The sequence below is a fragment of the Pseudoalteromonas ulvae UL12 genome (assembly GCF_014925405.1).
Taxonomy (GTDB): Bacteria; Pseudomonadota; Gammaproteobacteria; order Enterobacterales; family Alteromonadaceae; genus Pseudoalteromonas; species Pseudoalteromonas ulvae.
Genome location: NZ_AQHJ01000027.1, coordinates 269,211 through 294,280 on the forward strand (window position 1 = coordinate 269,211; position 25,070 = coordinate 294,280).

The 25,070-nt window shown below is 42.4% G+C and carries 21 protein-coding genes; 6 read left to right on the forward strand and 15 right to left on the reverse strand.

Annotation, left to right across the window (positions count from 1 at the left end):
• Positions 1–18 precede the first annotated feature (18 nt).
• The 13 genes from PULV_RS09310 to PULV_RS09370 all read right to left on the reverse strand — a co-directional run bounded on the left by PULV_RS09310 (position 19) and on the right by PULV_RS09370 (position 16,341).
• The gene (locus tag PULV_RS09310; protein WP_193331542.1) at positions 19–726 is read right to left on the reverse strand and encodes a tyrosine-protein kinase family protein; all 708 of its coding nucleotides are present in this window, start codon (positions 724–726) and stop codon (positions 19–21) included.
• A complete protein-coding gene (locus PULV_RS09315) occupies positions 723–2,753 on the reverse strand; it encodes an SLBB domain-containing protein (RefSeq protein WP_086744003.1) in 2,031 nt (676 codons plus the stop codon). Before PULV_RS09315 ends, PULV_RS09310 begins: the two co-directional genes overlap by 4 nt.
• A gap of 132 nt (positions 2,754–2,885) precedes the next feature.
• The gene (locus PULV_RS09320) at positions 2,886–3,749 is read right to left on the reverse strand and encodes an OmpA family protein (protein ID WP_193331543.1); all 864 of its coding nucleotides are present in this window, start codon (positions 3,747–3,749) and stop codon (positions 2,886–2,888) included.
• 14 nt (positions 3,750–3,763) lie between these two features.
• On the reverse strand, positions 3,764–4,090 hold the full coding sequence (locus PULV_RS09325) for an STAS domain-containing protein (RefSeq protein WP_086743792.1): 327 nt from the start codon (positions 4,088–4,090) through the stop codon (positions 3,764–3,766).
• Positions 4,091–4,263: 173 nt separating this feature from the next.
• Positions 4,264–6,084, reverse strand: coding sequence for a sugar transferase (locus tag PULV_RS09330; RefSeq protein WP_193331544.1), 1,821 nt, complete (start codon positions 6,082–6,084; stop codon positions 4,264–4,266).
• A gap of 9 nt (positions 6,085–6,093) precedes the next feature.
• Positions 6,094–7,173, reverse strand: coding sequence for a glycosyltransferase (locus PULV_RS09335; RefSeq protein ID WP_227009379.1), 1,080 nt, complete (start codon positions 7,171–7,173; stop codon positions 6,094–6,096).
• Positions 7,166–8,608: a GumC family protein gene (locus tag PULV_RS09340; protein ID WP_176365165.1), complete on the reverse strand. Its 1,443-nt coding sequence runs from the start codon at positions 8,606–8,608 to the stop codon at positions 7,166–7,168. The genes PULV_RS09335 and PULV_RS09340 overlap by 8 nt, the downstream gene beginning before the upstream one ends.
• Positions 8,609–8,951: 343 nt before the next feature.
• Entirely contained in the window at positions 8,952–9,419 is a 468-nt protein-coding gene (locus tag PULV_RS09345) for a hypothetical protein (protein ID WP_193331545.1), read from the reverse strand.
• An 11-nt stretch (positions 9,420–9,430) separates the two neighbouring features.
• Complete coding sequence (locus PULV_RS09350) at positions 9,431–11,497, reverse strand: LruC domain-containing protein (protein WP_193331546.1); 2,067 nt, start codon at positions 11,495–11,497, stop codon at positions 9,431–9,433.
• Positions 11,498–11,664: 167 nt separating this feature from the next.
• Positions 11,665–12,363 carry an acyltransferase gene (locus PULV_RS09355; protein WP_193331547.1) on the reverse strand — a complete coding sequence of 233 codons (699 nt, stop codon included), beginning with the start codon at positions 12,361–12,363 and terminating at the stop codon, positions 11,665–11,667.
• Between the two features lie 2 nt (positions 12,364–12,365).
• Complete coding sequence (locus tag PULV_RS09360; protein ID WP_193331632.1) at positions 12,366–13,724, reverse strand: O-antigen ligase family protein; 1,359 nt, start codon at positions 13,722–13,724, stop codon at positions 12,366–12,368.
• Positions 13,725–13,762: 38 nt separating this feature from the next.
• Positions 13,763–15,184 carry a lipopolysaccharide biosynthesis protein gene (locus PULV_RS09365; RefSeq protein WP_193331548.1) on the reverse strand — a complete coding sequence of 474 codons (1,422 nt, stop codon included), beginning with the start codon at positions 15,182–15,184 and terminating at the stop codon, positions 13,763–13,765.
• Positions 15,181–16,341, reverse strand: a complete 1,161-nt coding sequence (locus PULV_RS09370; RefSeq protein WP_193331549.1) for a glycosyltransferase — start codon at positions 16,339–16,341, stop codon at positions 15,181–15,183. The genes PULV_RS09365 and PULV_RS09370 overlap by 4 nt, the downstream gene beginning before the upstream one ends.
• 342 nt (positions 16,342–16,683) lie before the next feature.
• Between PULV_RS09370 and PULV_RS09375 the strand changes: the two genes are divergently transcribed.
• The 6 genes from PULV_RS09375 to PULV_RS09400 all read left to right on the forward strand — a co-directional run bounded on the left by PULV_RS09375 (position 16,684) and on the right by PULV_RS09400 (position 22,400).
• Positions 16,684–17,631, forward strand: coding sequence for a glycosyltransferase family 2 protein (locus tag PULV_RS09375; protein ID WP_193331550.1), 948 nt, complete (start codon positions 16,684–16,686; stop codon positions 17,629–17,631).
• A 44-nt stretch (positions 17,632–17,675) separates the two neighbouring features.
• Positions 17,676–18,098, forward strand: a complete 423-nt coding sequence (locus tag PULV_RS09380; protein WP_193331551.1) for a response regulator — start codon at positions 17,676–17,678, stop codon at positions 18,096–18,098.
• A complete protein-coding gene (locus tag PULV_RS09385; protein WP_193331552.1) occupies positions 18,095–18,631 on the forward strand; it encodes a heme NO-binding domain-containing protein in 537 nt (178 codons plus the stop codon). The genes PULV_RS09380 and PULV_RS09385 overlap by 4 nt, the downstream gene beginning before the upstream one ends.
• Positions 18,628–20,118 (forward strand): sensor histidine kinase, encoded by a 1,491-nt coding sequence (locus PULV_RS09390; RefSeq protein ID WP_193331553.1) that lies wholly within the window; start codon positions 18,628–18,630, stop codon positions 20,116–20,118. The genes PULV_RS09385 and PULV_RS09390 overlap by 4 nt, the downstream gene beginning before the upstream one ends.
• Positions 20,119–20,245: 127 nt before the next feature.
• Positions 20,246–20,509: a GrxA family glutaredoxin gene (locus PULV_RS09395; protein ID WP_193331554.1), complete on the forward strand. Its 264-nt coding sequence runs from the start codon at positions 20,246–20,248 to the stop codon at positions 20,507–20,509.
• 97 nt (positions 20,510–20,606) lie between these two features.
• Positions 20,607–22,400: a DEAD/DEAH box helicase gene (locus tag PULV_RS09400; protein ID WP_193331555.1), complete on the forward strand. Its 1,794-nt coding sequence runs from the start codon at positions 20,607–20,609 to the stop codon at positions 22,398–22,400.
• 39 nt (positions 22,401–22,439) lie between these two features.
• On the opposite strand, the gene PULV_RS09405 is transcribed toward PULV_RS09400, so the two are convergent.
• Together PULV_RS09405 and PULV_RS09410 are read right to left on the reverse strand one after the other, a co-directional pair.
• On the reverse strand, positions 22,440–23,558 hold the full coding sequence (locus PULV_RS09405; RefSeq protein WP_227009380.1) for an HD domain-containing phosphohydrolase: 1,119 nt from the start codon (positions 23,556–23,558) through the stop codon (positions 22,440–22,442).
• 88 nt (positions 23,559–23,646) lie between these two features.
• A complete protein-coding gene (locus PULV_RS09410; protein ID WP_193331556.1) occupies positions 23,647–24,957 on the reverse strand; it encodes a hemolysin family protein in 1,311 nt (436 codons plus the stop codon).
• Between the last annotated feature and the right edge of the window lie 113 nt (positions 24,958–25,070).

Genomic DNA, 25,070 nt, shown 5'->3' on the forward strand with positions numbered 1-25,070 from the left:
CCTTAAATCAACCTGAGCTTATGGGCAGCGAAATAAAAATGCTTTATTACGGACTTGTTTTAATAACCATTGGGCTAACTTTGGAAAGCGAAGACACTTTTCTTGTATGGTTTGAATTAACAAAGGCCCGAGGGGCGGTAAATATTGCTGCTGTAAAATATAGTAGCTTTTATTCAAACCAGCTTTTTGCAGCATATGCTGAGTATTACAAATATCTTCTTCTGTATTTTTGCCAAGTGCGACGCACACTAAGGTTAAATCAGTGCAAGTTGCAATGACATGTAAAGGCACATTTGCCCGATTTACACGCAGCGCTGGTGACATATCAATCAAGATATAGTCGTATTCTTGGCGCAGTCTAAATATCGCCTCTTGTAATATCACCGGATCCCGTATTTCAGCCAATTGATCGAGACTTTGCACACTGAGTAAATCGAGATTATCGACTGTCATCACATTAGTCTGACAGCTTATATCTTCGAAACACCACGACTGTTTAGGCGCTTCAACACCAAAGTAATCGAGTTTAAAAGGCTGACAGTGATTCAAATCGATGACCAATACATTCTTTTGTGCATCAATCAAACGTTCAGCCAGTGACAGTGTTAATGAGGTGGTGCCTTCTTGGCCGTTGGCTGAAATGAGTGTAATACAGTGGGCATTTTCACTGCGCACTTGCTTATACAGCTCTTCTATTTCTTGATAATGCTTCGGTATAATTTTCATAAGCCCACCAACAATGCAACGATGGTTAATACATCTAAGAATGAATTTTTTGCCACTTTGGTTAAATCTTCTTTATCGCTTGGGATATACACAGTGTCGCCTGCACGTAACACCGGGATATTGGCTGAATTTGGTTTTTTAACAAATTTTTCCAAGTCAAAGCGACGTGATTGTTCTTTACAACATGAGTGGTTAATCACAATAATTTTATCAATCATGGCTTGACTCGAAGGCCCCCCCGCTTCTGCTAAAATATCCAGTAATGTCATCGAATCATCAAAACTATAACGGCCAGGTTTTTCAATTGCTCCCATGATGCGAACGACTTGCTCTTTGGGTTTACTTAGCCAATCTTTGCTTTTTTCAGGAATAAAAATCGTGTCACCCGGTAAAACTTTAGGAAACAGTGTTTCATCGCCGGTTTCAAAGTACAGTGCTAAATCTAATTTGCTGACACGGGCTTTATTATCATTACGATGGGTAATACGAATATTTCGAATATCGGCTTTTTCAGTAGGACCATCTGCAGCAGACAAAATATCAATGAAATTAAGTTGCTCAGTAAATGCATACCGACCTGGCGCGCCTACTTGTCCTAAGATATAAATCGAATTTTTCGCATCTTGTCTAATCCATTGTGACTTGTTGTCTTTTGGGTCATGCGGTAACTCTTCCACAATCACCGTGTCGCCAGACAAAATCTCCGGCAATGTATAGCTACCATCACTCGAATTGGCATAAGACTCTAAGCTAAAACTGGCTGTGACTTTGCCTTTGCGCATAATTTTAATGTCATTCACATTGGCTCCTTTTGTTGGTCCTCCGGCATGAGCAAATAAATCAGTAAAGTCCATTTCTTTGCTCCACTCATAGCGCCCTGGACTATGCACCGCACCAATAATTTTCACTGCGCGAGTGGGAGGCACTTTTAACCAGCTTTTTTCATTGATATCAGTTTTTTCTGGCACAAACACCACATCACCAGGGCGCACGGTTGGCACAGAATCATTGAGTAGTCCTTCACTGTATGCCAATAAATCAAATAAAATATTTTCACCCGCGCTGGTTAAAATTTTAATTTGACGGGTTTCGGCAAACCGAGTCGGCCCGCCCGCATTGGCTAAAATATCTAAAAAACTGACGTTTTCTGGTGCTTCATAAGCACCGGGTTTTTGTACTTCCCCCATAATGTAGACAGTACGGGCATTGGCTTTGACATCCTCAACCATAATAGGCACATAAATCGTTGATCCCGCGACCATTTCAGGTAAAACACTGTCATCACCTGAATCGAGGTACTGTTTGAGATCAAACATGATAGGTTCACCTTTTAAGATCACACGAATGTTATTTACATCAGCAAAACGTGTGACCCCACCTGCGCGCATTAAGGCCTCAACAATACTCATGCCCTCTTTGTATGAAAAGGTGCCTGGATTATGCAGCTCACCAAATAAGGTAATCGACTCTTTACTGGTCCCATCTCCGGCTGCACTTAAGGTCTGTGCGTCAAAGTCAATTTGTACATTGCCAATCAATGGCGAGACTGGCACAAACACAGTGTCACCACTTTTAAGCTCAGGTAAAATACGGCTATCACCGCTATCGAGATAGGATTTATAGTTAAAAATAATCCGCTCTTCGCCGCGACGAATTTGTAAACGGTCAAGCTGTGCGCCTGCTTTGAGACCACCCGCTTTACTGATCACCATTTGCACATTGCCTGACTCAGGAATACTGATTTGACTCGGTGTATTCACATACCCTAAGGCGTTGATTAATAAATCACGTGAACGGACTTCAATATAAAAACGTGATAACGCTTTATAGACACCTGCAAGGCGTAATTTCAGTTCTGCTTGTGCGCGAGACGGTAATTTCCCAGCTAACTTCACTTTGCCAATTTCTGGTAGATTAATGTCGCCTTTATCATCCACCTCAAATAACGTTTCGAATTGCGGTTCACCTGGCACGTAAATAAAGAGTTTATTACCCACCTCAATGACGCGTTCTTGCTCTGTTTGCATGACGCTTTTATCGGCTTCTAAAGAAGGTTGCGTGGACACGGCGTTCTCAGCAGAAGCAGTCTGTGCCATCACTGAATTCATCAGCAAGCTAAGCGTGACCAAACAAAGTGTCTTTATGAATGGTTTCATCATTTACTCCTTATCTAACTGAAGGTGATCGGTCCACTGGCTCAACGAAACTTTCTTTTCATCAGTGAGGCCCTGTTGGTTGACAAACTTTTTGCCATCGGTGAGCAAATACGCGTTCACTCTGCGATCTGAATGCTGACTTGCTGCCGTTTGTTCTGTCTGTTGATAAGGCGATAATGCGCCTTGTGTCAGCGTGGTTAACTGCGCTTCTTGCACGCCGTACATCATCAACCAATATTTCACTTGCTCAGCGCGTTTAAACGCTAATTCATAGTTCACAACTAGTTGACCACGGGCATCAGCATGGCCTACCAACAAAATGTTCAGTTCAGGTGCCATTTTGATAAGCTCTGCAGCTTGCGCCAGACCCGTCATGTATTTTGGTGTGACCTGAAAGTTATTAAATGCAAATTGGTTATCGCTATTGAGCAACTGTTCAATGCGTGTAAATAAACTAGATTGCTCTGATGCCTGCTTGGTACTGGCGCATTGTGTTTGGGCCACGATATACTTGAAGTGGCGATCTAATTGGTTGAGCTGGTGATACCAAACACTTAAATCTGCTTGTGCATCTATGACCATATTGGCGGTGAGCTCACGTTTAATTCTGTTTCTCATCAAATTTGCTTGATAGAGCTGAGCTGGCATGCAATCACCTAAACCTTGAGTGATTAACATTTCTAACTTCAGTGATAAATGTTCAAACTCATTTTCAACTTGGTGTAACGTTTGATAGTGCCAAGCTTCATCAACGGTGACGCCTTGCGGTGTATAATGTTCAGCCCAGCCGCCCTGTCCTTCGTCTGGCCAGCTAGTACACCCAGCAGCCACTAATGAAATTAGTGAGACAGCAATAAAATGTTTCATAGCCAGCCTCCTTATTACGCGCTTTTAAGTTGGTCGATAAACCCAATGGTTCTATCAACACGTAGCAGGGTCATCAACTTGTGAGGCTGACCACGGACTTTAAACAGCTCTAACGACATCCCCTTACGAGCTAAGCGTTTGTATAAAAACACCATCGCACCGATGCCTGACGAATCAATGAAATCGGTATCAGAAAAGTCGAGCACCAAATGAGATTGCGGCGCATTAAGCAATTCATCAAATTGATCCCGATAATGCTCCACTGCCATACCAGAGAAATCTGCGGGTAACGCCACCACAAGGGTGTTGTCATAAATATGAGTAGTTAATGATGTAGACATGGGACTCACCTTAAAAAAGTAACCGAGTTACTGGGTTAGTCCAAGATCGATGCCAATAAATATTAGCTATTAAAATCAGTTAATTAATAAATTTAAGCGTTCATTTTTTGCATATTGCAACTACGTATTTAACACGCTATTGCAATATGCAATGCAGACAGCTTACTGTTCACTTATTGGCCTTTGCCTAGCAAAACAATGCGGATAGTTTTAGCGATAATCATCAGCTCCATGCTTAACCATTGTTTTGGTGAAGTCAGTGCCAGCGCATAAGCGTAATCCCAACCAATTTTGCGCTTCACATCTTCCATGTTTTCATCATAACCATTCATCACTTGTGCAAGTCCAGAAATACCAGGTTTAATACCATATGTGCGAAGACTAAAATACGGAATATTGGTTTCAAGTTCATTATAGAAAACAGGACGCTCAGGGCGTGGACCAATTAACGACATTTCGCCTTTAAGTACATTAATAAACTGGGGTAATTCATCGATACGAGTCTTTCTTAAAAAACGTCCTACACGCGTAATTCTTGGGTCACCTTTGGTGGCCCACACGGCTCCAGAACGGCTTTCAGCATCGATAAACATACTGCGGAACTTATAAACATAAAACAATTCAACAAAGTGCTCATCGGCTTGACCGACACGCAATTGTTGATAAAAAACCGACCCTTTTGAGTCTAACTTGATGGCTATCATGGCCAATAACATAATTGGACTAGTTAACAAAATACCAGCTAATGCACCGACGATATCAATGCTACGTTTAATACTTTTAACCATGCGATGACCCTCACTTACTTGATTGGTAACTGCTTGTGTTTGATTAACTCTACGCCAAGGTTGTTTAAACCCACCAAGACAAAATTTAACTATACCCATAAATGCCACTGCGTAACTGAGCAAGACATAATTAACCTGATCAACTACAGGGATCACTTTAGATACACCGCAACATTTCTTAATTCCACCGACCAACAAACAGGCACCCAAGGCGACTAAACAGCCTTGTGCAAAAAGATGATTTTCAATGATAGCGGCCAGCGCCATCGTGATAATCGCAGCGATTACCACTAGCGGCATCAAGCCCCGTAATACTTTATGAGATAAAAAGTTAAAGCTCAGCCAGACATTTTTAGAGCTCATCAAATGACGCAAAATAAAGATTTGCTGAAAATTACCTGCCCCTATTCGCGCTCGACGAGCAAAATCGGCTGCTTGGTCATCCGTTTCCATTTCTACAATATGTAGACTTGCATCAACGATTGCGCGGTGCCCTTCACACAGCGCTTGCATCGCTAAGATAAAATCATCATTAATGGCGCTTTGTGGAATTGGCTGTACGAGCTCACTGCGAATGGCGCACATTGCACCGGGCACACCAATCACAGCACCGAGTTTAGATTCGGCCATTTTCAATTTATTTTGATAATGCCAATAAGCCTGCTGGCAGCCTTGCTCTTGTTGATAAAACTGATAAATACCCGATACAACACCAATCAGAGGATCACTAAAATGCAGCGCCAAGCGCGACATCGCATCAACACTCATTATTGCGCTAACATCGGTGAATACTAGCACATCGTACTGATGTTTAAATTCCGCAATCAAGTAGTTGACCCCGGCAATCTTTCCGCGGTTATGCTCAAATTTATGTACCTGAACACAAATATTCTGCATATGAAGCTGCCGAATGGCTCGACTCGCTTCTTGTTCGGTCTTATCCGTGCAACCATCGAGGACAAGCTGTATTTCAAACTTGTCTGCTGGATAATCAAGAGCCGATAAATTAAACAACTTTTGAGCAATAAATGCTTGCTCATTGTGGGCGCAAATCATCACACCTATTCGTGGTTTTTCGGTGTCTGCATCTGGCTGTGTTTGCACCCCGTAACGTTTGCCTAATACCGTAATTAAACGAGGATAAATAACATGATGATAAACAAACACACCAGCCATTAAGCCGGTAAAAATCAACAGTAAAGTCATCTTCTCACCTCACACAACAAGCGCGCGGTAAAGCGCATCATAGCGTTTAGCCATTAAACTCGAACACACTTGGGTCAAGTTGTTGGCACGAATTGTTTTTGATTGTTTTAAAGCAAAAGCTTGCTCTAAACTCTCTGGCAGAAGATCGGCTCGATCGGGCGCGATGAGTATCCCCGCTTGCTGATCAACGATTTCGCTGATCCCCCCTACATTGCTTGCAACAACAGGGGTATTGCATGCTAATGCTTCAAGTAGTGTCAGCGGCAGACCTTCTCGTTGTGAAAATAAGCAAAAGACATCAATCGCTGAATAAAACACCTCCATCTCCTTGACCATACCGAGCCAATGAACCCGTTTACTTAATCCTAATTGATCGGTCATGTGAATTAATTCAGCTTTTAAGCTCCCTTCACCGGCAAACGCTACATGGACGTCTTGAGGTAGCTGAGTCAAGTGGGCAATTAAGTCTTGATGACCTTTACCAGGCTCTAATCGTGCACCACAGCCGACAATACGGGCATGATTTGGCAGACCCAATTGAAAGCGCGCATACTGTTGATTAATCGGGCTAAATTGCACGCTATCAATACCATTGATAATCACTTGCTCTGCACTATGATGCACTTTACGTTTGACTTCTTGCGCCACAGCTTGTGCATCAGCAACCACATTCATGGCGGTAAATTTACACAATGCCCACGTCATCAAACGATAACGCCATTGCTGTAGGTACCATGCATCATGAATTGTGGTGATATGCTTAACGTGCGGACGTTGCTTAATAGCCATAGCAGCGTACAACATTGGACCAATATGATGACTGTGAATGACGTCAATCTGATGTTGGTCGATATGCTCAACTAATTGTTTAACCACAGACCACTGGATACCATCTGGTTTGTTCAAACATGTGACATGAGCATTATGATAAAGGTCAGGCCAACACTCTGCCAAATCACTGTGCTTATCTGATAACGAAACAAGATGTGTACTTTGCCGATGGGCGCTCTTTCGACTTAACTCCACCACCATTTTTTCTAAACCACCAATTACAGTAAAATGTTGCACCAATTGCATTACATTAATCATTGTTACCTCGACTTAGATTTTCAGCAAAATCATGTTTTGTTTGATTCAGATTGTCATATGCAGGCTCAGCCATTAGCGGCATGACTGCTAAGACTTTTGCACCGGTAAGTTGTTCGACAGTGCGGACATCTTTAACGCCACTGTCAAGCAAGACACTGACAAAAATCACCGCAATCCCAGCAACAATGCCTAAAATCAACGCGATAATAATGGTCAGAATAATAGGGGTATTGATGGCGTGGGTCGGACTAAATGCACGCTCAATCGTTTTTATTTTATCTGGGCCTTCATAACGGACTAACTTGCCTGTTACTTTGGCCATTTCATAACGACCGAGCATTTCTTTATAAAGCAATTGCTTCACATCGTAATCACGCTCAAGTTTACGCAGCTCTTTTTCAATATCATTCGTTTGTAATAAGCGTGATGATATTGATGCTATTTGACCAACCAACATATCGAGTTCTTGCTGCTGTTGCTCTACATTATTTTTCGCTTCTTGAAGTGCCACTAGTTGCGATACCAACAAATTCGTTTCGCCCGCGACACCTTGATGTGCCGGTAAGGTATTGGCCATTTGCCATAACTTTTCCATGTCATTGGTATCTAAATCTTTACTACTAGACATTAATTGAGCTTGACGCTCTTTTAAGTGCTCAAGTTCACGAAATCTGGCTTGGATTTGACTGTGCTGATCAGTATAGCGGGTGCGTAATAACGCCACTTCAGATTCAATCTTAACAATTTTATCTTCTAAAATTCCCAGCACCGGATTGGTTTTACTCAATTTTTTTGCTAACGCTTCCAAGCGACCTTTCGCGCCACTTAAACTCACTGACTTTTCTCTGCGTAACCGCTCTAAGTCATCCAATGCGCCGCGATTGGCACTAAATAGCTGTGGCAAGGTATCACTGTGAGTACTTTTAAACTGAGACAGCATATCTTCCGAATACTCAAGCTCTCCTCTTAACACTTCGAGCTGCTGTAAAAAGAACTGCTCAGAGGTATCAAGTGATGTTTTAGTTGGCGCAAGTAAACGCTCAATAAACTGTTCGACCACCGCTTCTAACACGGGCTTCATTTGCTCTCTGACTGGCCATTTGAATGAAATTTTCACTAACTCATCACCCACCAGTGACAAAGACAAACCTTGTGCCAATTTACGCTGCATATCATCCACCTCGAGCTCTGACGCACCTTCGTCCACTAAACCTGATTGCTTGGCTACTTCAGATAACACTTTACGGCCAATGATCAGTGTTTTTAGCGCGTCCATACGGTCACTTAATTCAAATGAAAAAGACAAATCATCCAAAAAGGGATTTAAAAGCGCCGACTCTTCGATTAACACGGTGGCATGATTCACGTATTGCTTTTCAGCCATTAAGCTAGAAAGGATCACGACTGAAGGCACCACTATCATTGGCAGGATCATTAAGCGGATCCTGCTATATAGCGCATAGAGTGCTAAGTAAATCAGTCGTTTTATCTGCTCTCTAACCATGAAAAGTGACCCTTATTTGCAATTTGCAAAGCAAACTGCGTTTTCAACTCAATAATGATTGCAAAATTAGATTTTTATCTCTAAATTCACCTCTCTTACCTTGATAACGCAATTTTGCGGCCAAGTTTTTATGTTCGATTGATTAAATTGACCACTATGCTTTGTCCAGACATGCGCGTGCTTTGTCGCTCACTTCGCCGACTGGTTTAAACTAAAAAAGGAGCCGAAGCTCCTTTATCATTTTGCGAGTGCCATATTTAAATCAAGTACGTTGTTAGCGGATCTCAAAAATCGCGCTATCCGAACCATTTTGATTTTGCCATTGATATTGTAAAGGCTCTGATGAGGCTGACACAGTCCAGATATCTGCCAATAGCGTTTGATTGGCCTGATTAAGGGTCACTGTTTTTCGTAATGTCCCATCAAGTAACGCAACACGAAGTACACAGTTATTGTAATCAATCCGCTCACTGGTGGGTTCGCTATAACAGACATTTAAAAAGCTGCGCTGTGTTAACTCTGGTAACGAAACATCAACCACCAACTCGGTTTGGGTCGAAAAATCAAACTCCTGGCTGGCGACTAAATCTTGTGTTTTGATTGGTTCAGGGGAAGTTGTACCGGTGCCAGCACTCGGCGGCTGCGCCGTTGCAACAGGCTGGCTGCTTTCACTTCCACCGCCTCCACAGCCAACCATTAAGAAGACACACATAATATTGGTAACTTTAATGAATGAATTCATGGTTTTTCTCCTTAATTATTAATCGTTTGATTAGCGGCTGGACGACTAAACCACTGTGGTTTATCCACCCCTGATGACTGGGTAAATTCGGCAAATTCTGGGTAAGCCAATAACAAATCAATTTTCTCTTTAGGGTGCGCCCAATTAGCCCCCATTTCCATTGCCCAAGGAAGACCTGACTCTGATTGATAATAAAATCCAGCACTTGCTTGGCTTCGATCATCCGCTTGACCGAATAAACCGCTATCGAATGCTTCTGTAGGGGACTGATTCTTTAGGTGGACTTCCCAGCCACGAGCATTATTCGGGTTAACAAATGGGCCATGGTTTTGACCATTAACAGCAAAAATAAATGGGTCTAACAATCCACTCGGTGCACTGTTTTCACTGATACCACTGCTTAAAGGCACGGACACTCGAAAGTCAACTAAAGCATCATTTTCACATCCAGATTGCGTCCTAAAAAAACGACAGCTACCAGTGCTGGCTGCCCAGTTTTTGGTATCAGGCATCACCACAATAATGGCTTCGTTACGATTAGCTTCAAGCGATGAGAAAGTTTGTGTTTGTTGATTGATTTGATGATGAATAACTGCTTGGTTAATTTGCGAAGCCGCCACCCCCGCTAAGCGCACAGCAAAACCATTGTGATAACTGGCACCCAAAGCGACCAACTGGCCCTCGATAATGTAACGTACCACCTGTCCTTCTTTAGTATCGGTAATCGTACGGTACTTCACCACCACATCATTGAAATCATAATCGCCCACTTCAGGCCATAAATCTTCATAGGCCAACGTAACCCAACCACTTTGGCTGGGGTAGTATTGGCGACTAATGCCTGAATCAAGCACCGTGATGGAGTAATCTTCGACTTCACCATTGCCAACACCACCGATGGCGCCAACGACGGCCCCTTCTGTCACTCTAAAACGTGCCCATGTATTGGCTGCTACTGCATTGTCAGGCACTGAAATTAAAAAGGTATTATTGCCTGCTTGAAGTTGCTCAGCACTGAGTACTTGCTCATCAGTATCAAACTGACCATTATTGTTCCAATCAAACCAGCCATTCAGATAGCCTGATTGAGACGCGCTAACGACAATCAATGCATCAAAACCCGTTTCTAATGTAGTTACAAACTGCACACCATCATCCGAATCATCGGAGGCCTTTGGTTGCGCCTCACCATTGACTATCGAACCAAGAAAAAGACCATCGCTATTGTGTTCATGTCGTGCTCCGTTACTCGCTAATGTAGTGCCATAACTATCAGGGGCATCACCAAAGTCGATACTGGTATCGTCTTCATCAATGATGGGTGCGGTCGCACACCGTGCACCATCGTTGTTTCCTGAAATCGGACCAAACGCAAAAAATTGCGCCACGGGTTGCGACGCTGCCACATCAATGCGAAAGACATGACCATCTTGGTTTCTACTGATGTAAAAATTACCTTCAACGTCAAAATAGACGGCCCCAAACGTACCGCTTTCACCCACATCAGCTACAGCCGTTGCTTGGCCAGTCGCGACATCTATTTGAAACAATATTCCTCGGCTGTCTACACTGAACGCATCGCCAGTGCTTGGGTGAAAGGCCAAATCAAAAATATTTAAATTTAATTGTCCACCATCAATCACTCGCTGAGCTTGCAGGTAATCAGGGCTTGATTGGTCCAGCTCAAGTCGATACAACCCTAAACTTGAGCCTTTTTTGTAGGCATAATAAGCATTCTCAAGTACCGAGACATCACCGACAAAAAAATCAGTGTTTGGAAAACCCGATGTCGTGATTGGCTGCTCTTGATAATCTTTCCCGATGCGAATAAAACTGCGGTTTTGATATCCCCAGCCGTAAAGATAACGATCATGCACACTAAAGCCAATCGCGTTGATTTTGTTATTGGTACCCATTTCATTGGCTAACGTTAACGCACTCCCCGTCGCGAGGTTCACTCCAAACAGCACCGCTTTGTTTTGTTGCACTAAAAATGCTTTAGAAGGACAGGTGTCAAATGGTTCAGCAAAGCCCGCTACACTCGCTAAACACGCGCACCCGAGTAAAAGTTGTTTCATAATGAGTCACCCTCAAGTAAATGTACCTAAGGAATGCATGATTAAGACCAAATATAAAACATCATAAATTCAATAAATTAAATGAAAGCACTCTTTATTTATTTGCAAAATAAAAACCCCTAATTGCAAACTGCAACAAGGGGTTTTAGTGCAAACACGTACAGGGTTTAAAGCGTTTTGACCACTTTCGCTGGATTACCAGCTGCGATAGAAAACGCAGGAACATCTTTAGTGACAACTGCACCTGCACCAATAATTGCCCCTTGGCCAATTGTTACGCCAGCAAGCACAGTGACGCCAGTACCTAACCATGCCCCCTGTTTAATAATAATGTCGCCAACTTGTTCATCCTTATCAGGGGCACCTTGTGCGCGTGCATCATTATCGAGTGGGTGACCAGGATACCCAGCTAAAAACACTCGCCCAGCGAGACGCACATCATCTTCTAACACAATGCGCGTGCCTACGGCTAACGTATTTTGCCAACCAATATCCACATTATCACCGACGATTAGCTGAGGTTTGTCAGCGGATGCGCTGCGACCGCTTAAAGTGGAAATCCCGGAAATTCGAACACGATTGCCTAACGAAATCGACAATGGCCCTAAAATCAGTGGTAAACCTGAATACAGATACAATTGCTGTTTCGTGCCTGCCACTTGGCTTTTCAACAACGGCGTAAAATAGACAACCCGTGTGCCCTCTTGCCAGAGTTTGACGACTAATTTATGCAATAAATATAACAGCGAATGCACACCAGGGATCACCGGTATTTGGGGGTTTAAAATAAGATGTGCAAAGCGGCGAAGGAATCGAGCTTGTGGGCTGTCATTTGTTTTAACCCATTGTTTAATAGTTAATAGCATATTTAACCCCTTAATGATCCATATTCAGCTTGCGTCATTTTTTCAAGCGCAATGGTTAACGATAAAATAATATAAATAGGCCAGTTAAATGCCTGTGTTAAAAATGTGCCTGCCACACAAAAACCTAGTAACCCTGCCCGCAGTGCATTGGTGTTTAGCATCAAACTCGCACAAGATAATTGATTACAAATCATGAAACTTCGCCGCAATGAGCGCACGATGACTGCCAGCATTAAAAAATAGACTGCTAAGCCGACAAAGCCAGTCTCACCGAGTACTTGAAACCAGGTACTATGCACGGCATGATTTTTCCCATCCCAATGAGGGCTATAAAAATAGTAGTTCGAAACAAAGTTATTCACCCCCACTCCTGTTAATGGGTTCGATGTCGCCATATTAATTGCGGCTTGCCATGCATAAATCCGCCCCATCGCAGATGCGTCGACCCCTTCTTCAGCTGCACCGCCACTTTGGCGATCACTGATACCGGCTGCTGCAATCAACACTAACATTGCCAACCCACCGATGGCCGCCACGACCACAGGGTTTTTAACTTTTTGATAAATGAAATAAGCCATCACAGCACAAATTCCAAGTAATCCTCCACGACTTTGCGTTGCAATCACCCCAGAAATCACTATGGCCAATCCTAATAGCGCTAAAAAACGGATCCATTTGCTGTTGTGAGCGCAAAACAGTTCTGCAGCTAAAAAAGAAACCGGAAACATCAGTACCAGCGATAAATCATTCGGAGCGCCAATTTGTGATCGAAGATGACGAGATATCGTCACCCGAGTGCCCTCAACTAATCCGATGCCATTAGCCTTGTTATACAAGGCAACACACGCGACTAACACGCCTGACAACATAATACCAAAGCGTACCCAATTAAACGCTTTTTTGGTATTCAACCACCAGCTAATCACAAACACCATTAAAAAGACTTTAGTGAAAATATCGATCCAAAATTGCATCGCCAAAGGGCGATCTTTAGCTGCAAAAACTGAAACCGTCACCCATACAAACACTAAGCAAAATGCCATATGTCCCGTGTGCCAAAATGGCGTGAGCTTACGTGAAATAAACAAGTGCCATGCAATCCCAGCCAATGAAGCCAGTGCTAACAACTTTGGAATTTTAAATGGCATTAACACCGGGAACGCTTCGTGTAGCCGAAAATAACTAAACAAGATAAATAAGATGATAAACACAGTACTGATTTGCACTGCCATCACTGCTGCAAACGGCAATAACACAATTGCAAAAGCAGCGATAAAACCCAGCTCTTGGTAGAGCACAATTATTAGCACACAAAAAATACCCGTGAGCCACATCGCTAAGTTTACTTTAGGTTGCGCCATAGCAACTGTTGCTGTTGGAAACTGTGCTGAATCTGGTTTCATGCCAATTTGCCCCTAACTTGACCTGCGATACGCTGATAACATTGTTTTATGAAAGGTTGATGCCCGACACTTAGCACAATGAGATTCAAAACAATTGCAACAAGGTTGATAAACACAGCCATTAAAGGCAAAGCAGACTGACTCTCAAACACAAGCGTTTGACCTAACACCACCAAAAATATCAGCCAACTCAAGGCTAACTGTCGAAATGGATACGCTAATGGGAGTAAATACTGACTAATCGTAAAAAACAGGATTGCCCGAATGAATGCGGCGCTCACCATCACAGCAAATAAGCCATTCAATTCCCAATGAGCAAGAGCAATATAACCAGCGACCAGCAAATATACTGCAGTCGTAGCATTGACAAACAACGCCAGGCTGGCACTTTTCTTTAGGTAACACCCTAAGTTCAGTAACTCCGCATGAAAACGCGCCACCATAATCAAACAAAACCACGGAATATAACTCAAACTAGGCGCAAAGTGTGCGGGTAACAATATAGCCAATAAAGTAGGTGCGATGATTAACATTAACACTGTCAGAAACATCCCCAATTGCACACCAAAAAGTGCATATTGCGCGCCTTGTTCTGAATCTTTCTCTTGAAATTGAAACCGTTTCGCGTACCACCACATCCGAAACGGTTCAAATGCCACTGACACCATTAATCCAAATTGTGCAGCAGCAAAAAATAAGGCCAATTGTTCAGCTCCTAAAGCCGCGACCACCAACCAATTTTCAGCACCATTAAAGCCATACAAACACAAGCTTGAGAGTAAAATAAACAAACAATATTGATAATGGGTGCGATTAAACGCCACTCTAGGCCCAAACCAAGTTGCTCGGTAATGAACCAAAACAGCCACCAGGATAATCACCGCACTGATCGCCCCTGAATACATTAAACCGCGGATCCCAAAACCCAGTAGTAGAAAACACACCGATAAACACGTCTGTAGTGCACCTTGTGCAATAGAAAAAACCGCAAAGGCTGTGGCATTTTGAGTTAAGCGAAAATAGCAATACGGCACAGTTAACATACCGCCAGCGGTGAGGGTTATCAGCAAAAGCCGCACATCGGTTGGTGCGGGTGCAAACGACACTTGTTCAAGTATGGGTGTTAACAATAGTTGGCCAATCAAGAGCATCGCGCAGCAAATCAGCGTGGATAAAAATAAACATTGGCGCATCACCTCATCGGGTGCACGACAGGTGTGAGCAAAACGAAAGAGTGCCTCGCCAAGCCCAAAGGTCATGAACAAACTCAATACAGCAGCCATCGATACAAGAACGTTAAGCTGGCCATATTCTGCTTGCGTTAAAAAACGGGTCACCATGGGCAGCATGATAAAACTCAGCCCTTTGAGCATAAAAATAGCAACCACATAAAGCAGCATTTCTTTGGCTGATTTCATACACGTGCCTGCTCTATCCATTGTGATAATTTAGCCCCTTGCAACTGTGCATTAAAGCACTGTTCGACTTGTTGGCGGGCGTGTTGACGCATACTCAAATACGATGTGGCTGGCAATTGGCAAAATGCCGTAATCGCTTTGACTAGCTGAGTGACATTTTTTTGCTCAACTAAAAATCCTGTATCGGCTGTCGCTATTTCTGGACACCCCATAATATTAGTGGTGATGACAGGTAACCCCATCGCCATGGCTTCTTTGAGCACCACAGGGCCCGTATCACAATCGCCGTTATCTGCAATACAAAAAGGTGCCAAAAAGCCATGGTAATGCAAGCCAATTCGACTGATCCACTCCGGTGTTTGATAACCTAAAAAGCGTACATAATCATTGAGCCTGAGTTGCTCAACTTGTTTCATGAGTGCTTTTTTAAGCGGCCCTTCTCCCACAATATCGAGCACAGGGCGTATTTCATGCGGTAGGTTGGCGAGCGCACTCAGTGCATAGGTCAGCCCTTTTTTCTCAACCAAGCGACCAACAAACAGAAGCTTTTTTTCATCCGATACAGGTTTGTGTGCAAATTCAAATCGTTCAATGTTAACCCCACAATGCAATAGATTGGTTTTTTGCCCACCCAAACCAGCAAAGTGTGCTTCCATATCACCACACACAGCAACATTAAAGCTGCAACGACGCAACTTAGTTTCTAGATTTTGTTGATTAATGTACACATCATGACCATGACCAATACTCGACACTGGAATATTCGCCCAACAAGCTGCAATCATTGAATAGGCTAAGCCACTGTGCATAAAATGACAGTGAATGTGCTGACATTGATGCTTTTTAAGTAAACACGCTAACTTTGCGCCGTGATAAAGTAATGATTGCGCAGAAATTGCATCTAACTCTAAGGCAAGTTGCCAGGTTTTTGCTAAACGCATTGAGCGCTGAGTGCAATAAACCGCCACTTCTTTTGTCGAAACTTCGGCGACACTGACCACTTTTAAACCTTTGGGAAGCACCACTTCATTTTGTAAATATGTAAAACAAAACAAAGTAACGGGGTGACCTTGTTTTAAAAGCGCATCAATTTCAGTTAGCACAAAGGTTTCTGAAGGAACTGGAAACTCATTAATGAAAAAGGCGATATGTTTCATAGCTTGAACTCACATTGAAGTTTGATACTGTGGTATCGCAAACTTCATGCCGCCTAAAAACTCGCGTTTTTGGCTTGATTTAGCGCCTTTTGCAAACATTTATTGCATTTTGCAAAGCAAACTCAAAATCGGTTGGCATTTTAAAGCAACACATAAAACCATCGCTAATAAATAAATTCAATCCCTTAATAGGCAGAACATAATACTTAAGGTATTGAATTGTAAGACTCCCCCCCCATTTCACCCAATCTTTTTGCTTCTGTGCCATTAGTTAACTTATAGATGCAGCCTAATTGGCACTGGAATTGCGATACAACACGCAAGCAATGTGGAGGACAAATAATGTCTAAAGATGTCAGCGTAATCATCCCAAACTATAACTGCAGGACGTTTTTGCCAAAAGCAATCAGTAGTGTGCTACAGCAAACAGGACTCAACATCGAAATCATCATTATTGATGATGGCTCAACCGATGGCAGCAATGAATGGCTTAACCACGCCGAACGAGCATTTAATCAAGTGCGCGTTATTCGCCAAGTGCAAAGAGGCGTGGTTGCCGCACGAAATAATGCGATTAAAAAAGCCAACAGTGAGTTTATCGCCTTCTTAGATGCCGATGATTATTGGTTTGCTAACAAACTCAGCGCACAAATCAACCACATGCGTAAAAATCAGCAATGTGTTTTAACCTTCACCAACTACTTACATGTCGATATGCAATACGAAGGGATCATTGACTGCTTTTCATTTTGGCCTGAGTTTGCCAATCAACACACTAATCAAGATACTGAATACAAAACCATCACCGACCCATTAAACGTATTATTGCAAGCCAATGTGGTTGGGACGTCATCTGTTGTCGTCAGGCGAGATGCCATTCTTGCAGCAGGAGGGTTTGACCCGACATTACGTTCCGCCAGTGATTGGGATTGTTGGCTACGTATTGCTATGCTCGGCGACGTCGCCTTTAGTGAGGCGGTGACTATGGGGTATTTAATGCGGCCCAACTCGATTACGGCTAATCGCATTAATCGTTTAGAGGCCATGGCCGAAATAATCGAGCGTATCGGCCATCATCCAGACATCCTACCGCTAACTCGCAAACGGGCTAAGGCATTGTTAATTGAATTTTATGGCGAGTATTATCGCGAATCGGGAGACAGGCTAAACGCGCTCAAGCATGCCTTGATTGCATTAAGTCTGCATCCCCACAAGCGAAATGTGAAAAACCTACTGCATGATTTTAAGTATTTGCTGGTACCGAACATTCAGCAAGGCATTACAAATTAAGCACTTTTTTAGATATATTCTATTCTAGAATAAGGAGGTGTCTGATGGCACATATTTTATTAGTCGATGATGAGCCCGAAGTGCTCAATGCCTTAACTCGAATACTGCGCAAGCAGTACCAGATAACGACAGCCAATAGCGCCAGCGAAGCATTATCGATTTTAAATGAGCATTCGATTGATCTGATTATCTCTGATATCAGAATGCCAATAATAGATGGGATAGAGTTACTGACTCAAATTCGTGACCGCTATCCAAACATGGGCCGCGTTCTGCTATCTGGATATGCCGATATGGAACAGTGTCAGCGAGCCATCAACGACGATGTCGCAAAAATTATTTTGGCTAAACCTTGGGATAATTTTGAACTAAAAAATATTGTCGCTCTGTTAATTGAGTTCAACCAACTCAGAGCAGAGAACGAGATACTATCTCAACAACTCACTCATTTAGGAGCCTCAGTATGAAAGGGATTATTTTTACCAACTTTGCAGATTTTATAAGCGATAGCTTTGGCCTAATCGCATGGCAAAACATCCTAGATGACACAGCACTTGATGAGGATGGTTGCTACGTCGGCACTATGACCTACCCTGACAACGAGTTTATGGCGTTGTTTGTTTCCGCCTGTACTCACTGTCAACGCGATTCTGTGGAGATGCAACTTGAATTTGGCCGTTGGCTGTTTCCTATTTTACTTGCTAAAAGCCCTGCAGAAGTGAAGCTTATTGATAATCTTAAAGAGTTTTTATTTTCAATTGATACGGTGATCCATGTTGAGGTAAAAAAACTTGACCCTGAAGCGCAAACCCCCTCACTGCATTGCACACAGCTTGATGAAAAAACGGTATGCTTAGATTACCTGTCTTCACGAGGCATGGGCTATTTGGCTCAAGGGTTAATTGAAGGGGCATCATCACATTTTAATGAGACCACGACCATCACGATTACCCCTAGCGAAAGCCCTGAAAAGTTTAAAATTATGGTCTATTTCAAATGACCGACGATTTACAAACGCAACTCATTGCCACTGAAAAAGCGCTGTTACGCGAAAAGCGTGCTCGCATGCAAGTCGAATTGCAGCTTGAAGAATTTAGTCACCGTGCCTATGAATCAAAAGTATTACTTCTCGAAGCGTATGAACAAGCCTCAAGTAAACAAGTGCATCTCCAATTTCTTTCTTATTTGACTTCCGATATTTTATCTGAGAAATCGCTGGATGAATTAATTACCGCCTTCATCGAACATGTATTAATGCTGGTTGATTACCAGTTTGCTTTTAATATTAAGTATCATCACCCTCACCCAGAGCAATCTCTGATCAATATTAAATTACGCTCTCAACCGTGGCAGCCCTTTGCTACCGATGAAGAATTCTTAACCCATATTGCAAAACTCAAACAGTCAAGTCATGATGAATGGCAGCTATGTCAATATGATCGCAGTTTGTTTTATACCATCAAGTCATTACCCCAGAGCAAAGAGCTATTGAGTGTGGTGTATCCACTGTCAACAACCGAATCAGGTCTCATCGCAATTGCACTGGATCATAATGAGAATTCCAATGAATTTTTGCAGACAATTAATACTGCAATTAAGCAGTTAACGTCTGCGATTTTTAGACGCAAAACCGAAGAAAAATTACATCGTAATTATGTCAAACTCAAAGCGACCTATAACGAATTACAAAAAACGCAAAAGCAATTATTACAAAGTGAAAAAATGGCCTCGCTAGGTCAGTTGGCTGCCGGGGTCGCCCATGAAATTAATAATCCACTCGCCTACATTAATAGTAATTTAGAAACCTTACTGGATTATGTTGGCGAATATAGCGATCTGTTAAAGCAGGTCGAAGAAATGCTCAGTGATGAGCAAAAACTACAACTCAAAAATATCAAATCATGCGCTGATTTTGATTTTGTAGAACAAGACTTTCAACAACTCGTGCCAACAACCCTTGAAGGGGTTTTACGAGTCAAAGAAATCGTCGATAGCCTAAAATCGTTCTCCCGTGCCGACGATGGCTCTGCGGCCCAACAGATCTCATTAACACAATGTATTCAAGATTCACTCAAAGTGGTGTGGAACTCACTAAAATATGGCCACACCGTCAACATGCTGATCCCAGATGATCAACCGCTGATAATTCAGGGATTTTATGGGAAATTACAACAAGTCTTTGTCAATTTTTTTGTTAACGCCGCACAAGCAATGCCCGATGGTGGTGAACTCACAATCGCAGCCAAGACCGAGCAAGGTTATCATTGCATCACGATTACTGATACAGGGTGCGGCATGGATGAAGCCACGCAGCGCCAAGTCTTCAATCCATTTTTTACCACCAAACCCGAAAATGTCGGTACTGGGCTTGGATTATCCGTCAGTTTTGCTATTTTACAATCCCATCATGTCGACATTCATATCGACTCCACTGTTGGCGTAGGCACGACATTTACGCTTAATTTCCCCATTCCTGAAGATGAATAATCGATATTGCTGTACAAATTAACTACCTCAATCAATTTTTACGAAAGAGACTATCGATTTTATTGAGTGTATTTTGTGCGAAAGTTCCGTAATACTAGCCACATCAAAACAAATAACCGAGGTGATAATGTTTACAGTAATTTTTGGCCGTGATGGCTGCCCCTATTGTGTTCGTGCAAAAGAGTTAGCAACAAAATTAACTGAAGAACGTGATGATTTTTCGTTTAAGTATGTTGATATTATTAAAGAAGGTATTTCTAAAGCAGACTTAGAAAAATCTGCGGGTGTCCCTGTCGAAACCGTACCGCAAATATTTTTAGACCAAAAGCACATTGGCGGCTTTACTGACTTTGAAGCCTATGCGAAACAAAATTTAAGCCTTTATCAGTAAAAACGGGTGCTTGCGACTTATTGTTGGTGAATTAAACAAGCACTTACTCGCTATTTCCTGTATACTACGCGCCTCTTTCAATTTGTGAGGCGCATTAATGTCCGAACCAGTCACTTTTTCATCCTTAAACCTTTCTTCTGAAATCTTAAAATCTGTCGAGAAATTAGGCTACGTTACCCCTTCAGAAATCCAAGCCCAATGTATTCCTATGTTACTAGATGGAAAGGATGTACTCGGACTCGCCCAAACAGGTACAGGTAAAACAGCCGCATTTGCATTACCTTTACTGAACAATATTGATGCCAGTATCAAGCACCCACAAGTATTAGTGTTAGCGCCTACCCGTGAGCTCGCAATTCAAGTTGCAGAAGCGTTTGAACAATACGCCCAGTTTGTATCTGGTGTTAACGTATTAGCTCTGTACGGTGGCCAAAGCTATAACGTTCAATTAAGTGGTCTACGCAGAGGCCCACAAGTGATTGTTGCCACACCAGGTCGATTAATCGATCACCTTAATCGCGGTACAATCAAATTTGATACCCTTAAGGCCCTTGTACTTGATGAAGCGGATGAAATGCTGCGTATGGGGTTCATAGATGATGTTGAAACCATCATGGCTAAAACACCTAAAAATAAACAAACGTGTTTATTCTCAGCCACCATGCCACAGCAAATTCAAAGTATTTGCAGCACCTACTTAGAAAATGCTGAGCACGTTAGAATCTCACCTCGAAACAGTACTGTAGAAAGCGTTGAGCAAGTCTATTGGCAAGCTAATACACATAAAAACAACGCCATTATTCGTTTCTTACAAGCTGAAACATATGATGGTGCCATTGTATTTGTTCGCACCCGAAATGACACAGTGCAAATTGCTGAATTACTCGAGCAAGCTGGTTTTTCTGCAGCCCCTCTAAATGGTGATATGAACCAGCAAGCACGTGAGCGTACGGTTGAGCGACTCAAAAATGGCTTACTGGATATAGTGATTGCGACCGATGTTGCTGCACGTGGTCTGGATGTAGAGCGCTTATCGTTAGTCATTAACTATGATATTCCACAAGATTCAGAAGCATATGTACACCGTATTGGCCGTACCGGTCGTGCTGGGCGCACTGGTAAAGCGATTTTGTTTGTAAAACACAACGAGCGTTACTTACTTAAAAATATTGTTCGTCATACTAAATCAAACATTACACAAGTCGGCATGCCTAGTACGGAGCTTGTTGAGCAAAAACGCATTGAACAATTGGCTGTAAAAGTAGCAGCCAGTGCTGAGCAAAAAGATATTCTGTATTACAACGAATTAGCAGAGAAATTATCTGAGCAACTAGGCCTTGAAGGCAATGACTTAGCTGGTGCTCTATTGTTTCTTGCTCAACAACACGCGCCGATTAAAGTAAAAGAAGTGCCAATTCACCGCGAAGCACGAAATGATCGTGATAATAAATCTCGTGATAGAAATTCACGTCAAGAGCGTGAAGGCCGCGGTCGTCGTGACGAGCGTAGCCCTAGAGCTGAGCGCAGTGACAAACCTCGTGAGCGTCGTAACAGCGATAACGGACCGATGGATACATATCGTATTGAAGTGGGTCGTGAGCACGGCGTACAAGTGAAAAATATCGTTGGTGCCATCGCCAATGAAGCGGATATTCCAAGCAAGTTCATTGGCGACATTCGTTTATTTGATGATCACAGTACTGTTCAGTTACCACTGAATATGCCACAAGATACGCTTAAACACTTCCAAAAAGTCTTTATTTGTAAGCGCCCAATGAATATGCAGCTTCATAAAGATCAAGCATCAAATCAAGCATTTGAAAAGCCTAGAGAAACAGGCCGCCCACGCAGTGCCGAAAAACGAGGCCAAAAACACCCTCGTAAAAACTAATAAAAAACCAGTCGAAAGACTGGTTTTTTTTTCATCACACTAACCATAACAACCGGCAAACGTGGGGTCGCGTTCATAACACCTCATAAATGCATCAACTACATAATGGTCATACACAATACCTCGCCCTTGCATGAGGACCTCGATGGCTTTTTTCTTTCCGGGTGCAACGCGATAAGGACGATCGTTGCTCATCGCATCAAACGTATCAGCCACCGCGATAATTTTCGCTTCTAAGCAAATTTCATGTTCGGTTAGCCCATTAGGGTATCCACTGCCATCAAGCCGCTCATGGTGTTGACCTATCATGTCTTTAATTGGCCAAGGAAAATGAGTATCACGAAATATTTCTAAGCCATGTCTTGGGTGTGCTTTTAAAAGCAGTAGCTCTTCAGCAAATAATGCACCCGGTTTGGTTAATATAGAACTTGGGATCAGCATTTTACCGATATCATGGATCAACGCCCCTACGTATAAGCCCAAACAGACTTTTTCTTCGAGCTGCAGTTCTTTACCTATATCAGTGCAAATATAAGCAACATGTTTTTGGTGGTCGGCAGTGTAAGGATCACGAAGCTCTAAGGTATGGGAGATTGCTTTTAGCATTTCCAGCAGAATCTGCTGTGGACCTTGCTGTAAAAATTCCGCTTCGATTAATTGCTCACGAACTTTAATTCGATTCACTTTATGACCGACTTTTTGCCAAATCGTATCAATAAAGTGGCTCGTGTTACGAATATCGTCATCTTGATAATCAGTGCTTTTATTGCCAACACCAATCACAGCAACAATTTTATCAGCGATAAATAATGGAAAAGCTAAATGATTAAGTAGCTTAAAATGCCCTTCAGGCAAACCTTGTGCGCCTTGGCTCGTAGTGTATTGATTATGCACCACCCAATGGCGCTCACGAATCGCATCTGCCCAAATTCCTGCCTCACTAAGCGGATAATGACTTTCTATCGTTGCGGTGCAATAACTCAAAACAGATTTTGACCACACTGTTAAACTTAAGGTTTCACTCGCTTCTTCATATAAATGAAAGTAGCCAATTTCACTGTCAGCAAAATTGACAACTAACTCTAAAAAGTCTTGATACACGCCTCTCATCGTATAATAGTCACGATGTTCAAACGCCTGAAGCAAAGACATGTCCATACTCCACCTCCTTTGTATCTATCGAGTATAGACTTATTTAGATAAAATTTGCGCTCAATGTCAGTAAATTACATCGCCAAATTGCTTGCTAATCATCTGATGAGTCACCAGTGTTTTTAATCTCCGAGACCCGAGTCACTAATAGCTGCTCAACGCGGATCCCATCAATGTCAATAGCCTCAAACTTAAATCCTGCATGAATGACATAATCGGCACGTTTGGGAATGCGCTTCATCATATAAATTAAAAATCCAGCTAATGTTTCGTATTGATTATCATCAGGAAATTCGTTAATTTCGAGCAGTTTCATCAGATCAACAATTGGTGTAACACCATCGACCAACCACGAATTAGCATCCCGTTGCACGATTTGCTCTTCGCCATGAAACGTGACCAAATTCCCCATAAAACTGCTCATCAAATCTTTGACCGTCACCATTCCCACCACTAATGCGTATTCATTAACCACAATTGCAAAAGGCTGTGCCGCAGACTTAAATGCATTAAGCGCTTCTGACAGCGTCAGTGTCTCGGGTAAATAAAAAACATCACGGTTGATCATCTTATCGTCTAAATGCGCAGTTTCACCTTTGAGCAATTGACGTAAAATTTCTTTTGACTCAATTGAGCCAATTAATCGGTCTAAATGCCCATCACAGACTAAAAAGTGGTTATGTGGGTGTTCTAAAATCTTGGCACTAATGGTTTCGCTGGAGTCATTTATGTCAAAATAGACAATAGATTCGCGCGTAGTCATTGCGGTGGGTAAAGTCCGCCCTTCAAGTTCAAATACATTGCCAATTAAATGGTATTCTTGTTGTTGTAATGAGCCATCTTGTGCTCCCGCTTCCATCATTGCGACAATGTCTTCGGTGGTGACAATTTCTTCACGTTCCGTCGGCAGTTTAAAAATGCGTAAAATAAGGTTACTGATGCCATTAAAGGTCATAACAAGTGGCGTTAAGGCAAAAGTAATCCCATTCATTAACGTCACTACTTTCGCTGCCACCACTTCAGGCATAATCATCGCGATACGTTTAGGGAGTAAATCTGCGAATAAAATGAATAAAGAAGTGATCACCAAAAACGACAAGAAAAAGCTAATTTGATCGGCTAAAGGGCCCACATAAATAAGACTGACTAATTCAGAAATATAAGGAGTGAGTGTTTGCTCACCAATGATACCGCCTAAAATAGCTATCGCATTGAGCGCTATTTGGATCATGGCAAAAAAACTACCAGGCTGTTCTTGCAAGGTCATTACCGCTTGCGCTTTGCGGTTGCCTTCATCCGCCATTACACGCAACTTAATTTTTCGAGCTGCAGCAATCGAAATTTCGGACATGGCGAATAATGCCCCAAAGATAATTAAGATGCCAATGCCTATTAAGTCACTCATTCTAATACTCCAAAAATACGTTAACACTGTGCTAACAGTGTTGCTTAGTCAAAAAGCGAGCAATTATTATGGAATATCAGAGTAACAGCAATGCTTTTATCTGAAAATCAAAA

What these genes read in the sequence shown, in the direction of transcription:
- PULV_RS09370 (WP_193331549.1), bottom strand. Translation starts at nt 16,341, where the DNA reads ATGAAACATATCGCCTTTTTCATTAATGAGTTTCCAGTTCCTTCAGAA.
- PULV_RS09410 (WP_193331556.1), bottom strand. Translation starts at nt 24,957, where the DNA reads ATGAGTGACTTAATAGGCATTGGCATCTTAATTATCTTTGGGGCATTA.
- PULV_RS09350 (WP_193331546.1), bottom strand. Translation starts at nt 11,497, where the DNA reads ATGAAACAACTTTTACTCGGGTGCGCGTGTTTAGCGAGTGTAGCGGGC.
- PULV_RS09355 (WP_193331547.1), bottom strand. Translation starts at nt 12,363, where the DNA reads ATGCTATTAACTATTAAACAATGGGTTAAAACAAATGACAGCCCACAA.
- PULV_RS09390 (WP_193331553.1), top strand. Translation starts at nt 18,628, where the DNA reads ATGACCGACGATTTACAAACGCAACTCATTGCCACTGAAAAAGCGCTG.
- PULV_RS09335 (WP_227009379.1), bottom strand. Translation starts at nt 7,173, where the DNA reads ATGATTAATGTAATGCAATTGGTGCAACATTTTACTGTAATTGGTGGT.
- PULV_RS09375 (WP_193331550.1), top strand. Translation starts at nt 16,684, where the DNA reads ATGTCTAAAGATGTCAGCGTAATCATCCCAAACTATAACTGCAGGACG.
- PULV_RS09380 (WP_193331551.1), top strand. Translation starts at nt 17,676, where the DNA reads ATGGCACATATTTTATTAGTCGATGATGAGCCCGAAGTGCTCAATGCC.
- PULV_RS09405 (WP_227009380.1), bottom strand. Translation starts at nt 23,558, where the DNA reads ATGGACATGTCTTTGCTTCAGGCGTTTGAACATCGTGACTATTATACG.
- PULV_RS09365 (WP_193331548.1), bottom strand. Translation starts at nt 15,184, where the DNA reads ATGAAATCAGCCAAAGAAATGCTGCTTTATGTGGTTGCTATTTTTATG.
- PULV_RS09385 (WP_193331552.1), top strand. Translation starts at nt 18,095, where the DNA reads ATGAAAGGGATTATTTTTACCAACTTTGCAGATTTTATAAGCGATAGC.
- PULV_RS09340 (WP_176365165.1), bottom strand. Translation starts at nt 8,608, where the DNA reads ATGATCCTGCCAATGATAGTGGTGCCTTCAGTCGTGATCCTTTCTAGC.
- PULV_RS09315 (WP_086744003.1), bottom strand. Translation starts at nt 2,753, where the DNA reads ATGCAAACAGAGCAAGAACGCGTCATTGAGGTGGGTAATAAACTCTTT.
- PULV_RS09310 (WP_193331542.1), bottom strand. Translation starts at nt 726, where the DNA reads ATGAAAATTATACCGAAGCATTATCAAGAAATAGAAGAGCTGTATAAG.
- PULV_RS09330 (WP_193331544.1), bottom strand. Translation starts at nt 6,084, where the DNA reads ATGACTTTACTGTTGATTTTTACCGGCTTAATGGCTGGTGTGTTTGTT.
- PULV_RS09325 (WP_086743792.1), bottom strand. Translation starts at nt 4,090, where the DNA reads ATGTCTACATCATTAACTACTCATATTTATGACAACACCCTTGTGGTG.
- PULV_RS09360 (WP_193331632.1), bottom strand. Translation starts at nt 13,724, where the DNA reads ATGGCGCAACCTAAAGTAAACTTAGCGATGTGGCTCACGGGTATTTTT.
- PULV_RS09345 (WP_193331545.1), bottom strand. Translation starts at nt 9,419, where the DNA reads ATGAATTCATTCATTAAAGTTACCAATATTATGTGTGTCTTCTTAATG.
- PULV_RS09395 (WP_193331554.1), top strand. Translation starts at nt 20,246, where the DNA reads ATGTTTACAGTAATTTTTGGCCGTGATGGCTGCCCCTATTGTGTTCGT.
- PULV_RS09400 (WP_193331555.1), top strand. Translation starts at nt 20,607, where the DNA reads ATGTCCGAACCAGTCACTTTTTCATCCTTAAACCTTTCTTCTGAAATC.
- PULV_RS09320 (WP_193331543.1), bottom strand. Translation starts at nt 3,749, where the DNA reads ATGAAACATTTTATTGCTGTCTCACTAATTTCATTAGTGGCTGCTGGG.